Origin of the sequence: Serratia sp. Nf2 (genome assembly GCF_003028435.1) — a bacterium.
Classification (GTDB): Bacteria; Pseudomonadota; Gammaproteobacteria; order Enterobacterales; family Enterobacteriaceae; genus Serratia; species Serratia marcescens_L.
In genome coordinates, this window is record NZ_PYTW01000003.1 from 399,783 (window position 1) to 413,883 (window position 14,101).

At 60.0% G+C, this 14,101-nt stretch carries 14 protein-coding genes and 3 pseudogenes; 4 read left to right on the forward strand and 13 right to left on the reverse strand.

Annotation, left to right across the window (positions count from 1 at the left end; translation table 11 throughout):
• Nucleotides 1-29: 29 nt before the first annotated feature.
• Nucleotides 30-533 (reverse strand): annotated as a pseudogene (locus C9411_RS25985) (hypothetical protein); the annotation flags it as partial.
• A 66-nt stretch (nt 534-599) separates the two neighbouring features.
• On the opposite strand from C9411_RS25985, the pseudogene C9411_RS26185 reads away from it, so the two are divergent.
• A pseudogene (locus C9411_RS26185) lies at nt 600-707 on the forward strand (hypothetical protein); the annotation flags it as partial.
• A 106-nt stretch (nt 708-813) separates the two neighbouring features.
• Nucleotides 814-1,044: pseudogene (locus C9411_RS26190) on the forward strand (tyrosine-type recombinase/integrase); the annotation flags it as partial.
• Nucleotides 1,045-1,361: 317 nt separating this feature from the next.
• Here the strand turns inward: C9411_RS26190 and C9411_RS09730 are convergent.
• The 4 genes from C9411_RS09730 to ftnA form a co-directional block, all read right to left on the reverse strand.
• Complete coding sequence (locus C9411_RS09730; protein WP_107226956.1) at nt 1,362-1,703, reverse strand: YebY family protein; 342 nt, start codon at nt 1,701-1,703, stop codon at nt 1,362-1,364.
• A 69-nt stretch (nt 1,704-1,772) separates the two neighbouring features.
• Nucleotides 1,773-2,654 carry a copper homeostasis membrane protein CopD gene (copD, locus tag C9411_RS09735; RefSeq protein ID WP_063989547.1) on the reverse strand — a complete coding sequence of 294 codons (882 nt, stop codon included), beginning with the start codon at nt 2,652-2,654 and terminating at the stop codon, nt 1,773-1,775.
• A gap of 2 nt (nt 2,655-2,656) precedes the next feature.
• Nucleotides 2,657-3,040, reverse strand: coding sequence for a CopC domain-containing protein YobA (yobA, locus tag C9411_RS09740; RefSeq protein WP_004940886.1), 384 nt, complete (start codon nt 3,038-3,040; stop codon nt 2,657-2,659).
• 324 nt (nt 3,041-3,364) lie between these two features.
• On the reverse strand, nt 3,365-3,883 hold the full coding sequence (gene ftnA, locus C9411_RS09745) for a non-heme ferritin (protein WP_025302449.1): 519 nt from the start codon (nt 3,881-3,883) through the stop codon (nt 3,365-3,367).
• Nucleotides 3,884-4,223: 340 nt separating this feature from the next.
• On the opposite strand from ftnA, the gene C9411_RS09750 reads away from it, so the two are divergent.
• Nucleotides 4,224-4,454, forward strand: coding sequence for a DNA polymerase III subunit theta (locus tag C9411_RS09750; RefSeq protein ID WP_063989545.1), 231 nt, complete (start codon nt 4,224-4,226; stop codon nt 4,452-4,454).
• Nucleotides 4,455-4,487: 33 nt separating this feature from the next.
• Here C9411_RS09750 and pip read toward each other — a convergent pair whose 3' ends face one another.
• Nucleotides 4,488-5,441, reverse strand: coding sequence for a prolyl aminopeptidase (gene pip / locus C9411_RS09755; RefSeq protein WP_063990329.1), 954 nt, complete (start codon nt 5,439-5,441; stop codon nt 4,488-4,490).
• 194 nt (nt 5,442-5,635) lie between these two features.
• Nucleotides 5,636-6,061, reverse strand: a complete 426-nt coding sequence (gene dksA, locus C9411_RS09760; RefSeq protein ID WP_107226957.1) for an RNA polymerase-binding protein DksA — start codon at nt 6,059-6,061, stop codon at nt 5,636-5,638.
• Nucleotides 6,062-6,484: 423 nt separating this feature from the next.
• Between dksA and exoX the strand changes: the two genes are divergently transcribed.
• Nucleotides 6,485-7,153 (forward strand): exodeoxyribonuclease X, encoded by a 669-nt coding sequence (gene exoX, locus C9411_RS09765; protein WP_004928833.1) that lies wholly within the window; start codon nt 6,485-6,487, stop codon nt 7,151-7,153.
• A gap of 35 nt (nt 7,154-7,188) precedes the next feature.
• Here exoX and C9411_RS09770 read toward each other — a convergent pair whose 3' ends face one another.
• The 6 genes from C9411_RS09770 to C9411_RS09795 form a co-directional block, all read right to left on the reverse strand.
• Nucleotides 7,189-9,222: a S9 family peptidase gene (locus C9411_RS09770; RefSeq protein ID WP_107226958.1), complete on the reverse strand. Its 2,034-nt coding sequence runs from the start codon at nt 9,220-9,222 to the stop codon at nt 7,189-7,191.
• Between the two features lie 68 nt (nt 9,223-9,290).
• Nucleotides 9,291-9,944, reverse strand: a complete 654-nt coding sequence (locus tag C9411_RS09775; protein WP_107227003.1) for a tellurite resistance TerB family protein — start codon at nt 9,942-9,944, stop codon at nt 9,291-9,293.
• Nucleotides 9,945-10,093: 149 nt separating this feature from the next.
• Entirely contained in the window at nt 10,094-10,672 is a 579-nt protein-coding gene (locus tag C9411_RS09780; protein WP_063989542.1) for a molecular chaperone, read from the reverse strand.
• A gap of 42 nt (nt 10,673-10,714) precedes the next feature.
• Nucleotides 10,715-11,452, reverse strand: coding sequence for a phosphatase (locus tag C9411_RS09785; protein WP_004928821.1), 738 nt, complete (start codon nt 11,450-11,452; stop codon nt 10,715-10,717).
• A 90-nt stretch (nt 11,453-11,542) separates the two neighbouring features.
• Complete coding sequence (gene ghrA, locus C9411_RS09790; protein WP_060419491.1) at nt 11,543-12,484, reverse strand: glyoxylate/hydroxypyruvate reductase GhrA; 942 nt, start codon at nt 12,482-12,484, stop codon at nt 11,543-11,545.
• Nucleotides 12,485-12,611: 127 nt separating this feature from the next.
• Nucleotides 12,612-14,078, reverse strand: coding sequence for a peptide MFS transporter (locus tag C9411_RS09795; RefSeq protein WP_107226959.1), 1,467 nt, complete (start codon nt 14,076-14,078; stop codon nt 12,612-12,614).
• Nucleotides 14,079-14,101: the final 23 nt, after the last annotated feature.

A 14,101-nucleotide genomic window follows, 5' to 3' on the forward strand; every position in this document is an offset into this window, starting at 1 on the left:
TCTGCCCATTACCTCATTAGATCAGGATATTTTGGGTTGGTTACCGACTGCCAGCCGCGTGTCGGTGCTGCCGGCAGGTGCCACAACAGCGCCATCAATCTGGCATGTCGCGGTCACGGTCACCGAACCATCGATACCGATGACCACACTCACATGATGCCGTAGCTGTCGCGCACTGTGCCGTTGGTGATCAGTGAGCCGACCTGCCCCACGAGCCGCACATCAGCAGTGGAGCGGGACGCTGGCGTTACTGAGATGCCGTTAATTTTAACGTTGGAGGCCAAACCGCGTCCCTACGCCGTTGCGGGGCTCAAAGAGTTATAGACGGCGATCGTCATGTTGTTCGAGTCATGGATCCCGTGCGCATAGATCGCCAGCATCTGACCATCTTTGCTGATAGACGCCAGATAGACGTCGTCACCATAAATCTGCTGGAAATAACCGGTCAGCGTATTGAGTATTGCCTGATAATCGGGCGTGATCCCGCTCGCTGCCACAGTGGCCGCGAGCCCTAACGTATCGAGATTGAACATTGTTCCTCGCTGGTTACAGTTGTTTCACCGAAGTGATTAATGATACGGCGAAGAGAGAGTTATGACATGCGCTTACCGAAAAACCTGACATTCCGCCGAAACCGGAACGCGTTCTACTGGCGCAATCCAGTCACCAAAAAGGAGCTCTCTCTCGGTCAGATTTCGCGACACGAGGCTATCGCCCAGACGATTGGGGCCAGCCACTATATCGAGCAAAATGACTCTCCCGTTCTGCTCCTGGAGAAAATCAAGGGCAGCCACGAATACACGCTAAACGCCTGGCTTGATTCATCCCAACAGGTTAACGAAAAAATTTGTGGCCGCACGGAAAGCATCAGGTTTGGAGTTTCAGGAAAGCCCGCCGACGTTCCACGAGATCCGAAGCCTGTCCGGCCGCCTGTACGAAAAGCAGAACGACAAGGCATTTGCTCAAAAGCTGCTGGGGCATACAACCGAAATGATGACGCTGAAATATCTCAACACGAGGGGGAAGGAGTACGTGATGCTGTAAAAAACCGAATATCAAAATTAGAGTAAATTTCGAGTAATTTCGATTTTTTAGAAAAAAAAGACTTATAAATCAATCACACAAAAAAAGACCGAATACGATTCCTATATTCGGTCTAGGGAAATGGCTCTTGGGAGAGAGCCGTGCGCTAAAAGTTGGCATTTAATGCAGGGCTTGTTCAGCCGTGCACTTTAAGAGTAGCCTACCGCGCCAGTTTTGCCAGCCGCCCGGCGGCCGCGTGATAGTTTCGTGACGAAATAACTATGCGGCAAATGCGCATCAATCCGCGCGCGTTGGGCAAGGCGTTGGCAAACAAGCGGTTAGTCAGCGCACAGCTTCTCGGCGCGTTCAATGAACGGCGCCAGGCTCACTTTTTTCCCCGGTTCGGCAGGGTCGTCCAGCAGGAGCACCTCCAGCGGCTGCGCACGCTGATGGCCCTTCTTCACCTGTTGCTCCGCCGCGTCGTTGAGCGGGTATTGCATCAGGGTGCTGTTGTTGAGCACGAACAGCGCGCCGCCGCTGCGGCACTGCAGCGTCACTTCTTCCTTGGTGAACGCCCACTGTTTGCCGTACTCCAGTTTGGTGATGTTCACCAGTTTGTCTGCCGCCAGCGCGCCGGTCGCGGTTGCCAGCAGCGTAATGCCGAGTAATACCGATTTCATGTATTGGCCTTAAGGTTGCTATTCGCGTCAATTTTCTCGCAGCTTACCCGGTTGCGGCAAGCTGAAATGTCATACCGGCGCATAGGTTGCAAATAAACTGACCAGCAGCAGCACTGCCATCCCCAACCCGACTTCGAGCCAGCAGGCCAGCACCACGCCGCGCTGCGCCAGCGCCGGCACGCGGCTCATCGCCGGCACGATGGCGTAGCGATTGGCCAGCGCCACCATCACCATCAGCACCACCAGCGCGGCTTTGATCAGCAGCAGGCGTTGATAAGGCGAACTGAGGTTGAGCGGCCAACCGCCGAGAATGATCAGGCTGTTGACGATGCCGGTGACGATCACCGCCGCCACCGCCAGGTGCCCCCAGCGCGAGAAACGGATCAGCGTGGTGATGGCGTCGCTACGCCACTGCGGCGGCTGCAGGTAGCGCAGGCAGACCAGCAGCGGCGCCAGGCAGCCGAACCAGTAGCCGGCGGCCAGCAGGTGCACCGCATGGTTGGCGCGGTGCAGCGCGCCCAGCGCGCCTTCGTGCATCGCCGCGTGGCCGATAAACGCCAGGCTCACCAGCAGCAGCGCCGAACACAGCGCCAACGCCTGCGCGCGCGGCCGTTCCGGCAGCAGCAGGCTCAGGATCGCCAGCAGCGACAGGCCCAGATGCCAGCGCCACACTTCGCCAAAGGTGGTGCCGAGCACCGCCCACCAGACCTCCAGCCGCCAGGCGTCTTCCCAACCGTCGCCCATTTGCCCGGCCTGAATGGCCAGCAGCGCCACGGCGGAAAGCCCGGCAATCCAGGTGCCGGCAAGCAGCAGCGGGCGCACATCGCGGGAGAGGATCGGGGAGAGGCGCCGCGGTGACAATAAGGCGGTGAACAGGCTGATGCCGAACATCAGCATCACCGCCGCAAAGTGCACCAAGCGACACAGAACGAACAGGGTCGCCAGACTCACGATCAGTTTACGGTGAAGCTGTACTGGCCTTTGGTTTTATGCCCGTCGACCGACACCACATGCCAGCTGACGTTGTATTTGCCCGCGCTCAGCTCGCCTTCGATCGGCACGTTGACCTGGGTGTTGTTGTTCGGATCGAGCTGCAGCTTGCCGGTTTTCACCACGGCGTTGTCCGGGCCGGTGATTTTCACGCCGCTGAAGTTCGGCTCGATGCCTTCGGAGAAGCTGAGGGTCAGCGCTTTCGGCGCCGGGCTGACGCTGGCGTCGGCCTTCGGCGTTTCCACTTTCAGATGGGCGTGCGCCAGCGCTTGCTGCGAAGACAGGCCGACGAACAGGACGAAAACGGTGGAAAGCAGGCGACAGGAGGAACGAATTTTACCGATCACAGTGGTATCCCTTAACAGTAAAAGAGGGTCATAAGGGTTAAGGCCACAGCCAAGGCGATGTATCAGCGGCCCCAACCCACCGCAAATGATTGCGCCACGGGTAACAGAAAAAACGGGTCGTATCGGCTAACCCGCTGTTTTGACTCTACCATCCCTGTAGCGTATCGCGGTAAATCATAACGACCACGCTGCGGCAAGTCGAGCGCATCACTGGCATTTTGCGATCCGGCAGCACGTATCGCCGCATAACCGCGATAAACGCAGGGTAAAAAAAACCGCGCGTCAGGCTCGCCCGCGCGCGGTTTTTCGGTGTTCTGTTGCAGATTAAGCCTGGCCGTTGCCGCCCTGGCCCATCGCGCCCATTTTCTTCAGATCTTTGTCGATGAAGAACAGGCCTTTGCCGCTGGTGCCCACCAGCGCCAGCTTATCCAGCACGGATTTGAACAGTTTCTCTTCTTCGTGCTGCTCCGCCACGTACCACTGCAGGAAGTTAAAGGTGGAATAATCGTGTGCGGTCATGGCGGCGTGCGCCAGTTCGTTGATCTGACGGGTGATCAGCTGTTCGTGTTCGTAGGTCTGCTGGAACACGTCCGCCAGCGATTCGAACGCCACCGGCGGCGCGGCGATGCTGCCCAACAGCGGCAAAGAGCCAGTGTCGCTCAGGTAGTCGAACAGACGTTGCATATGCTGCATCTCTTCCTGAGAGTGCTCTTTAAGAAATGCGGCGGCGCCTTCAAAGCCTTTATCGCTGCACCATGCGCTCATCTGCAGGTACAGGTTGGCGGAGTAGAACTCCAGATTCAGTTGCTCATTCAGCTTTTGAGTCATTTCTTGCGTCAGCATAATGATTCCTTTTATTTTTCAGGTCATGAATTTAATTTCCGCGCATTATGCCCTGCTGCCGTAAAAATAAAAACACCTTATTTACACTCAAAACACATTTATTATAAATCATTTAAATATCATAAAGTTAAAATATTAAATCCGCATTGAGAATTAACATGATAATTATTTCCATCTTTTATTTAAATCAAAAAGCGAATCATTCTTATTTAAAAGAATAAATAGATTGCATTACTCCTGGGTAAATATCGCCCGCGACGGCGGCGCAACGGGCTTGCCAAGCGCCGCCGGGTGGATTACCTTCTGCGCAGGTTCAATGCGGCAAAGTAAGGAGCATAAGGTGGTTTACAATCTGGCCGAGTTGTCCAAAGAAGAAATGGACAGGGTGAACGTGGATCTCGCCGCCTCAGGCGTGGCGTACAAAGAGCGCTACAACATGCCGGTGATCCCGGAAGTGGTGGAGCGCGAGCAGCCGGAGCCGCTGCGCGACTATTTTCGCGAGCGCGTGGCCCACTACCGCGCGGAATCCCACAGGTTTTCGCGCCTGCCGTACGAGCCGAAGGTCAAGTAATAAAAAACCCGCCGTAACGGCGGGTTTTTTACGTCACTTGCCGGCGAACCGGTCGGTGGCGATCATCAGCTGGTGCAAAATGCCCGGCTCGTCATACGAGTGCCCCGCCCCTTCCACAATATGCAATTCCGCTTCCGGCCAGGCTTTGGCCAGATCCCAGGCGTTCTGCACCTGGCAGGCCATGTCATAGCGGCCGTGGACGATCACCGCCGGAATATGGCGGATCAGCGGCACATTGTGCAGCAGCTGGTCGTCGCTCTCCAGGAAGCCCAGATGGGTGAAGTAGTGGTTTTCAATGCGGGCGAACGCCAGCGCGAAATCATCCTCGCCGAACGAAGCGGATTCGCGGCTCGGCAACAGCGTCACCGTCTCCCCTTCCCACACGCTCCACAGCTTGGCCGCTTCGAGCTGCACCTGCGGATCGGCCGAGGTCAGCCGCTGCCGGTAGGCGGCGATCACGTCTTTACGTTCGTCATCCGACAGAATGGACAGCACGCGCGCCCATTTGTCCGGGAAGAAGCGTGAAGCGCCATCCTGGTAATACCAATGCAGTTCCTGTTTGCGCAGGGTGAAAATGCCGCGCAACACCATTTCACTGACGCGCTCCGGGTGGGTCTGCGCATAGGCGAGCGCCAGCGTTGATCCCCAGGAGCCGCCGAACACCAGCCATTGGTCGACGCCGGCCATTTCGCGCAGCCGCTCGATATCGGCCACCAAATGCCAGGTAGTGTTGTTGTCCAGACTGGCGTGCGGACGGGAGCGGCCACAGCCGCGCTGATCGAACAGCAGCACCTTGTAGCGTTCCGGGTCGAACAGCTGACGATGATGCGGGGAGATGCCGCCGCCCGGCCCGCCGTGAATGAAGACCGCCGGTTTACCGTTCGGGTTGCCGCTCAGCTCCCAGTAGATCCGGTGGCCATCCCCAGTGTCCAGCCAACCGCTGTCGTATGCCGCTAACGGCGGGTACAAACCTCGTAATTGTTCCATGGCGCTTTCCGTCTCTCTGTGAGTCATGCTTTCATCAAAGCGGAAGCCGCCCGGCAGGTCAACGGTAAAACCCGAAAACTCGAACGCGCGCCGAGAACTCGGCGCGCGTTTGCTCAAAATCGCAACGACCTGCCTGCAAAATGCCCACAGGCCCGATCGGTTGAGGGGCGAGATCGCCCCCCGGCAGGACTCAATTAGCCACCTTTGCGCATATGCGGCTCGCGCATCTCCTGTGCGGTTTTCGCTTCGATGCTCAGCTCTGCCGTCGGGCGCAGCAGCAGCCGCGCCAGCCCGATAGGTTCACCGGTTTCCCGGCAGTAGCCGTACTCGCCGTTCTGCAATCGCGCCAGCGCCGCATCGATTTTCGGCAGCAGGCGGCTTTCGCGATCCAACTGGCGGAACAGCAGGCGCAGATCCTCTTCGCGTGCCGCCTTGTCGGCTTCATCGCCCGTCGCTTCACCACCGTCGATCTCTTTTTTCAGCTCATCGATGTGCAGCAACAGTTTTTGCCGCTCATCCTGCAGCAGCTGACGGAAAAACGCCCGTTGAATCGAGTTCATATAATCAGAATCCGGCATGGCCAGCAGTTGCTGCGTATCCGGTAACGTCATGACTGTCATTGCGCTCTCCCAACATCAAAAGTGTAATATTATAACATAATATTAATTTTTAGCACCTGGTCATCAAAAAACAAAATTTCACGCACAAACAGCCAGTTAACCTAAACCTGCACTTTGCCGCTTGCATCCTCTTGGCTTTAGGCGGTTAATGGCTGAGCAAGCCACCCAATCATAGGTAACGAGAGGCCATCATGAGTAAGGGAATGGATAGCAAAAAGAATGCGAAGAAGAAGCCGTTGAAAACCCCAGCTGAGAAACGTGCGGAGAAACGCGCCAAAAAAGCGCATCCGTCTGGTGAGTAAGCGTCCTTCCATCCGTCATTAAACCCGCCAAGGCGGGTTTTTTATTGCCAGCAGCAAGGTGCGGTTGGCACGGCCGCCTGTGCCGGTTAAGCTGAGGCCTGACGGCAACGCGGAGGAAAACATGACGTTACGCGTAATAGATACCGAGACTTGTGGGCTGGACGGCGGCGTGGTGGAAGTGGCCTCCCTCGATCTGCTCGACGGTCAGTTAACCAACCCGATGAGCGATCTGGTCAGCCCGGATCGCCCCATCAGCCTCGACGCGATGGCGATTCATCACATCACCGAACAGATGGTGGAAGGCAAACCGCGCATCGCGGTGGCGATCGGCCGCTATCAGGGCAGCCCTTACTATGTGGCGCACAACGCCGCTTTCGATCGCGGCGTGCTGCCGGAGATGAATGGCGCCTGGATCTGTACCCTCAAGCTGGCGCGTACGCTGTATCCGGACATCAAGTACGGCAACCAATATCTGCGCTACGCGCTGAACCTGGACGTGCAGCTACCCGCAGACGCCACGCTATACCCGCACCGCGCGCTGTATGACTGCTACGTCACCGCCGCGCTGCTGCAACGCATCATCAAGGATTCGGGCTGGACGCCGGAGCAAATGGTGCAGATCACCGAACAACCGGTGCTGCTGAAGAAGTTCAAATTCGGCAAATATCGCGGGCAGGAGATCGATCGCATCGCCCAGGAAGATCCCGGCTATCTGCGCTGGATGCTGAAATCCATCGACGATCTGAGCCCGGACATGAAGCACACGCTGAAATACTATCTGATTGGCTAACACGGTGGGCGGCACAGGCCGCCCGCCGTTCGCCGTTACTCCGCCAGCGCCAGAATGAAGGCGTACTCCAGCGCAATATCTTCATAGGCCTTGAAGCGCCCGGACTTGCCACCGTGGCCGGCATCCATGTCGGTATACATCAGCAGCTGCCGATCGTCGGTTTTCAGCTCGCGCAGTTTGGCCACCCACTTGGCCGGCTCCCAATACTGCACCTGCGAATCGTGCAGGCCGGTTGTCACCAGCAGATGCGGGTATGCCTGTGCCTTTACCTGATCGTACGGGCTGTACTGCTTGATGTAGTCGTAATAAGCCTGTTCGTTCGGGTTGCCCCACTCGTCGTATTCGCCGGTGGTCAGCGGGATCGACTCGTCCAACATGGTGGTCACCACGTCGACGAACGGCACCTGCGCCACCACGCCGTGGAACAGCTGCGGCGCCTGGTTGATCACCGCCCCCATCAGCAGGCCGCCGGCGCTGCCGCCCATGGCGAACACCCGCTTGCCGTCGCCGTATCCCTGGGCGACCAGCGTTTCGGTCACGTCGATAAAATCGTTGAAGGTGTTCTGCTTGTTGAACAGCTTGCCGTCTTCATACCACAGCTGCCCCAACTCGCCGCCGCCGCGAATGTGCGCCAGCACGAACACGAAACCGCGATCGAGCAGGCTCAGGCGGCTGGCGCTGAACGCCGGATCCATGCTGCTGCCGTAGGAGCCGTAGCCGTACACCATCAGCGGGTTGGCGCCGCGCTGGAAGCTGTCCTGGCGATACACCAGCGAGACCGGCACCTCGACGCCGTCGCGCGCCTTCACCCACACTCGCTCGCTGCGGTAGTTTTCCGGCGTGAAGTTCTTCACTTCCTGCTGTTTGAGCATCGTCCGCTCGCCGCTGTCCATGTTCAGCTCGTACAGCGTAGTCGGGGTGGTCATCGACGAATAGCCGTAGCGCAGCAGCGCGGTCTCCGGATCCGGGTTATACGCCAGCCAGGTGGTGTAAGTCGGATCGTCGAAGGCGATGCGCTTCTCTTCGCCAGTCTGCCAGTGGATCTGGCGCAGCAGCGTCAGCCCGGCGCTGCGCTCCTCCACCACCAGCCAGTCGCGGAACAGGCTGAAGCCCTCCAGCATCACGTCGGCGCGCGGGGCGATCAGCGTCTGCCACTGCGCTTCGTCCGCCTGTTCGCTTTGGTACAGGCCGAAGTTCTTGCCGTCCTTGTTGGAGCGGATGTAGAAATGCTGGTGATAATGATCGATGGCGTACTCGTGATCCTTGCGGCGCGGCACGAACAGCTGCGGCTTGGCGTCCGCACGATCGGCGTCCAGCAGCAGGATCTCCGAGGTGGTGGTGCTGCTAAGGTGGATCAGGATAAAGCGCTCGGAGGTGGTCTTCTCCAGCCCGACGTAGAAGGTATCGTCCCGCTCTTCATAAATCAGCTCGTCCTGCTGCGGATCGCTGCCCACCACGTGGCGATAGACCTGATACGGCAACAGCGTCTTGGCGTGCTTGCGCACGTAGTAGATCGTCGAGGAGTCGTTGGCCCACTCGAAGCTGCCGGAGGTGTTCTCCAGCACTTCGTTCGCCCAGCTGCCGTCGGCCAGGTTCTTGAAGCGAATGTCATACTGGCGGCGCGACAGGAAATCCTCCGCCACCCCCAGCAGCTGGTTGTCGGGGCTGACGTCCAGCCCGCCCAGGGTGTAAAACTCGTGGTTCTCGGCGCGCTGGTTGCCGTCGATAAGCACCTCCCAGTGCTCGCTCTCGGCCTGCGGCTGGCGCACGGAAATCGCGTATTCGTTGCCCGGCTCATAGCGCGTCTGATAGCGATAGCCGTGGCGCACGTAAGGCACCGAATGTTCCTGCTGCGGAATGCGCGCCACCATCTCTTCGTACAGGGTTTCGCGCAGCGCCTGCTGCGGTTTCAGCATCGCATCGGTGTAGGCGTTTTCCGCCTGCAGGTAGTCCAGCACCTGGCGGTCTGCGCGCTCGTCGTCGCGCAGCCAGTAGTAGTCATCCACGCGCGTGTCGCCGTGGATGGTGATGGGATAAGGGCGTTTTTCCGCTTTCGGTGGGGTCATCATTGCTAAATCATCCGCTTACATAGATTGCGGCAAGAGTGACACGATTCCCCCCGGCTTGCCAAGCGGCGCTATGCCAGCTCGCGCTTTTTCTCGTTGACGTCGCTCTCGATGCCCTGCTTGACGTCCGCCGGGATCTTCAGCGCCTGCGCCAGCGCATCGAGGTAGCCGCGCTCCATAAAGTGGTCGACGTCGATCACCAGGCAGCTCAGATAGTAAACCTCCAGCGCCTCGTCTTCGTTTTGCACGCTGCGGGCGATCAGCTCCGGGTTGAGCGGCTGATCGAGCGCTTCCTGCACCCAACCCTGCGCCTCCTCCCCCACCTGCAGCTGCGCCAGGCTGTGATCAATGGCACGCTGCTCGTCGGCATCGATATGGCCGTCGCTCTTGGCGGCGAACACCAGCACCTGCACCAGGCGTTTGGCGCGCAGATCCACCGGCGTGGTTTGCAAACCGAACTGCGGTTCGCCCTGGTGGGTCTCTTTCACCCGCTGCTTGTACTTGTTCCACAGCACCGCGCCCACCGCCGCGCTGCCGCCGACGATCAGCGCATTCTTGCCGAACTTGCCCACCAGCTTGCGCGAGGATTTGTTGGCTAACAGCACGCCGACCAGGCCGCCCAGCGCCGTGGGCGCCAGCAGCTTACCGATGCCTTCCGCCCCGCCCATCGCGCCGGCCTTCTGCCCGATCAACGTTTGAATCTGCTGCATCCAGTTACTTTTCATCATCTACCCCTTGCGTGAAAAAGCGCGGCGCGCAGGCGCGGCCGAACCGACGGTAAACCGCCAGATTAGGGGATCTTTTGTCAATTTACGTCTGGGGGATGCAAACCTGTGTTTAGCGGGCCGGGCGGCCCGCCGGGATGGCTGCGGCGTTACGCTTCTTCGTCGCCCGCTTCGTCGTCCTGCTCGTACTCCGCCAGCTCGTCGCGCATCGCCTGGATGGCGTCGCGGGTCATCAGCGCCAGCGTGCGGTAAAAACCGGTGGTGGCGTGCGCTTCCACTTTGCCGAGGAAGCGGCCGCACCACGGCAGCAGGAACTCGTCGAACAGGGCGATCTGCGCCTGCGCTTCATCTTCCTGCGACTGATCTTCCAGCCAAGACGCCGCCAGCAGCAGCTGGCCGAAATGGTCGGCCGGCGCCTCCGCCAGCGGCATGCCGCGCTGCTGCAGGAAGGTGCGCACTTCGGCTTCGTTTGCGCCTTCGACGTAGTCGGAGCGGAACGGCGACACGCTGCATTCGCTGCCGACGAACATCGCGTTGAAGTCGGTCGCCAACTGGTTGACGTCGCAGCCCTGCTGCAGGCGCTTCAGCAGGTCATCCTGCTCCAGCGGCCAGTGCTGCTGCAGCTTGCCCTCTTTGATCAGCGCGAACAGCGGCACCAGAAGCGGATCCTGCGGCTGACGGTAGAACAGCGTACCCAGCACGCGGCAAACAATGGAAAACTCATTCATGATAATGCCTTATACAATACGGAAAATTTTGCCGGGACGATGTCACAAATCGGCCAATTCCGCAATCGCCGGCTTGCCGCGCCGTTCGAGAAAGTCCAGCAACCGGCGCGGGCTGACGTTGAGAATGCGCTCTTGCGGGAAGCCCACCTCTTCGATGATGCGTTCGCAGTGCTCAAAGTTACCCAGCGAAAAGGCGACGTGCGAATCCGAGCCCAGCGCCAGCCAGCCGCCGGCATCGCGCACCGCGGCGGCGATCGCCCGGCAGTTGGCCTCGCTGCCCTTGCGCGAATGGGTGAACGACGAGTTATTCAGCTCCAGCGCCACCTCGTATTTGGCCGCCGCCGCCGCGACGGCGGGAATGTCGATCGGGTAGCGCGGGTTGCCAGGGTGGCTGATGATATGCACGTCCCCCTGCGCCATCGCGGCGATCATCGCTTCAGTATTGGACGCTTTATCCTGCGGCGCAAACACCGGCTCATGGAAACCGGCGATGATCACGTCGGTGGCGGTCAACATCGGACCGGTGCAGTCGATGTCGCCCTGCAGGTTTTTGATGTTGGCTTCGATGCCGCGCAAAATGCCCACGCCGTTCACCCGGCGCGGCCACACGTGCATGTTCATAAAGTGCCAGTAGTGCGGCGCATCGGCCATGTCCGGGCCGTGATCGGTGATGGCGAACAGCTTGATGCCCTTCTGCTGGGCTTCGGCGATGTAATCGTGCAGCGTGCTGTAAGCGTGGGTGCTGGCGACGGTGTGCATATGCAAATCAACGGGGTACATTGTTTCTCCTTCCAGAGGGCCCGCCCGCAAAGGTACGGGCAGGCGCGATGACGGTGTCAGCTTATCAGTTACCGAACGGCGGCTGAAGGATCAGTATCCCCGTTGCCTGTCGACCACGCCGGCCGGGGCATGCCCCGCCTCCAGCGCGCGAATGTTGGCGGCGATCTGATCCATCGCCTGCTGCGGCAACGTGATGGCAGCAATATGCGGGGTAATGGTGACACGCGGATGACGCCAGAACGGGTGATCCTGCGGCAGCGGCTCGCGGGCGAACACGTCCAGCGTGGCGGCGGCCAGCTGCCCCTGCTCGAGCGCCGCCAACAGATCGGCCTCCACCAGATGCGCGCCGCGCGCGATGTTGATGAGATAGGCGCCCGTGCTCAACTGCGCGAACAGCTCGCGGTTGAGGATGCCGACGGTCTCCGGCGTATTGGGCAGCAGGTTGATCACCAATTTGACGCCGTCGAGGAAGGCCGCGCGCTGCGCCTCCCCGGCGAAGCTTTGCACGCCATCGATCTGTTTGGCGCTGCGGCTCCAGCAGCGCACGCTGAAGCCAAACTCGGTCAGTTTGCGCGCCACGCTCTGCCCCAGCACGCCGGCGCCGAGGATGCCGATGGTGAAATCATCCAGCGAGTGCGGATCGAGCGGCTGCCACTCCTGCCGCTGCTGCAGCGCCTGATACTCGTCGAAACGACGGAAATAGCGCAGCACATAGCTCAGCGCATATTCCTGCATCTGCTGCGCCATGCCGGTATCCTCCAGCCGCAGCAGCGGTACGCCGGCGGGCAGCGTGCCGGGGTGCTTTCGCTCCTGATCGAGGATCGCGTCAACGCCGGCGCCGAGGGCGAACACCGCTTTCAGATCGCGACGATTGGCCAGCATTTCGTGCGGCGGGCGCCACACCAGCGCATAATCGGCCGGCCGCTCGTCGCCGCGCTGCCACTCGCGGATCTCGGCCTGCGGCAGGCGTTGCTTGATGCCGGCCAGCCATTCCTGGGCGTTGAACAAGGGGTGGTAATAAATGATGTTCATACTGCGGGGCTCCCGTTTGTTTTTATTGGTTTTCCTCCAGCCTTCCGCGATTCGCCGCCGGATGCAAGCGTTAAAGCCCAAAATAAAAACAGCCCCGACCAGTGGGGCTGTTGTGCATACTCATCAATCAGGCGGCAGACGGGGCGTCGCGCTGGATAAGGCGCCGCAGCAGCGGAATGAGAATCAGCATCGCCACGCCGACGCCCGTCGCCCCCCAGCCCAGCGCGCTGAAGATTTCGCTGTAGCCGGGGTTGGTTTGCAGCGGCGTGCTGCCGCTGTTTTCCGGCATCAGGCCGGAGACGTAGCCCGCCAGCACCGAGGCGACGCCGGTCACCATCATCCAGCAGCCCATCATCACGCCCTGATAGCGCGGTGGCGCCAGCTTGCCGATCATGGCGTAACCGATCGGCGAGATCATCAATTCACCGACGCTTTGCAACACATAGCTGATAACGATCCATTTGAATGCCACCAGCCCGTCGCCGCCCGTCATGCTGATACCCAGCGGCAGCACCAGCATGCCGAGCCCGATGCAGAACAGCGACCCGGAGAACTGCAGCGGAATGTCGATGTTGCAACCGCGAGCGCGCAGGCGGTTGAACCACCAGGCCAGCAGCGGGCCGCCCACCACGATCACCAGCGTGTTGATGTTCTGGAGCCACTGCGGCGCCACCTGAATACCGTAAACGTTCAGGTTGATGTTGTGCTCGGAGAACAGCATCAGCCCCATCGGCGCCAGCTGGTACAGCGCCCAAAACACCAGCGAGCCCAGCGCCAGAATCAGATAGGCCGCCATTCTGCGGCGCTCATCGCGTGGATGGTGGCGCAGCGTCACCACGCACAGCATCAGGAAGATCAGCGCACCGAGCACGATCACGAAGTGGCCGCTGAACTCGGCGTGGGTCAGCATCACGCGGATGATCGGCACCAGTGCCACCAGTACCGCCAGCCCGACCAGCATGCGCCAACGGTATTGGCTGCGGCTGGCGTCGTGCAGCGGGGTATTGAGATCCGCCAGAATGCGCCAGCGGCAGACGGCGACGATGATCGCCGCAGCGTTACCCAGCGTAGCGAACAGGAACAGCGCGCGGTAGTTTTCCGTCAGTTGGAAATAACCGGCGACGGTAAAGCCGACGAAGAACCCGAGGTTCATGCCGGCATAGTTCCACAGGAACGCCGATTCGCGCCGGTCATCATCCGGCTTGAAACGCTGGGTGAGCATCATATTGATGCAGGTGACGTTAAGGCCGCTGCCGGTCAGGAACATCGCCAGCCCCCAGTACAGCCCCCACACGCCCGCGACGGCAATCAGCGCGCAGCCGATCACCTGCAGCACCATGCCGAGCACGAACAGATTGCGGTTACTGAGGAATCGGCCGCCGAGGTAGCCGCCGAACATGTGCAGACCATAGTTGAAGGCGCCGAATACGCCCATCATGGCGTTGGCGCTGCTTTCGTTGAAGCCCAGCCGCTTGGTGGCGTACAGCACCAGCGTAGAGTAAAGCACGGCGAAGCCGAGCGTGGCGAAGATCTGGATGAAGAACAGCGCCCCCGCACCGGGGGGAATGGCATGGCGCGCTTGCGGCGCCGGCATGGCATCTGAAGGAGTCAAAACGA

Coding starts and splice junctions, on each gene's coding strand:
- C9411_RS09730 (WP_107226956.1), bottom strand. CDS start 1,703: ATGAAATCGGTATTACTCGGCATTACGCTGCTGGCAACCGCGACCGGC.
- ftnA (WP_025302449.1), bottom strand. CDS start 3,883: ATGCTGACGCAAGAAATGACTCAAAAGCTGAATGAGCAACTGAATCTG.
- C9411_RS09770 (WP_107226958.1), bottom strand. CDS start 9,222: ATGATGACCCCACCGAAAGCGGAAAAACGCCCTTATCCCATCACCATC.
- ghrA (WP_060419491.1), bottom strand. CDS start 12,484: ATGAACATCATTTATTACCACCCCTTGTTCAACGCCCAGGAATGGCTG.
- C9411_RS09795 (WP_107226959.1), bottom strand. CDS start 14,078: ATGCCGGCGCCGCAAGCGCGCCATGCCATTCCCCCCGGTGCGGGGGCG.
- dksA (WP_107226957.1), bottom strand. CDS start 6,061: ATGACAGTCATGACGTTACCGGATACGCAGCAACTGCTGGCCATGCCG.
- C9411_RS09785 (WP_004928821.1), bottom strand. CDS start 11,452: ATGTACCCCGTTGATTTGCATATGCACACCGTCGCCAGCACCCACGCT.
- exoX (WP_004928833.1), top strand. CDS start 6,485: ATGACGTTACGCGTAATAGATACCGAGACTTGTGGGCTGGACGGCGGC.
- C9411_RS09775 (WP_107227003.1), bottom strand. CDS start 9,944: ATGAAAAGTAACTGGATGCAGCAGATTCAAACGTTGATCGGGCAGAAG.
- C9411_RS09780 (WP_063989542.1), bottom strand. CDS start 10,672: ATGAATGAGTTTTCCATTGTTTGCCGCGTGCTGGGTACGCTGTTCTAC.
- pip (WP_063990329.1), bottom strand. CDS start 5,441: ATGGAACAATTACGAGGTTTGTACCCGCCGTTAGCGGCATACGACAGC.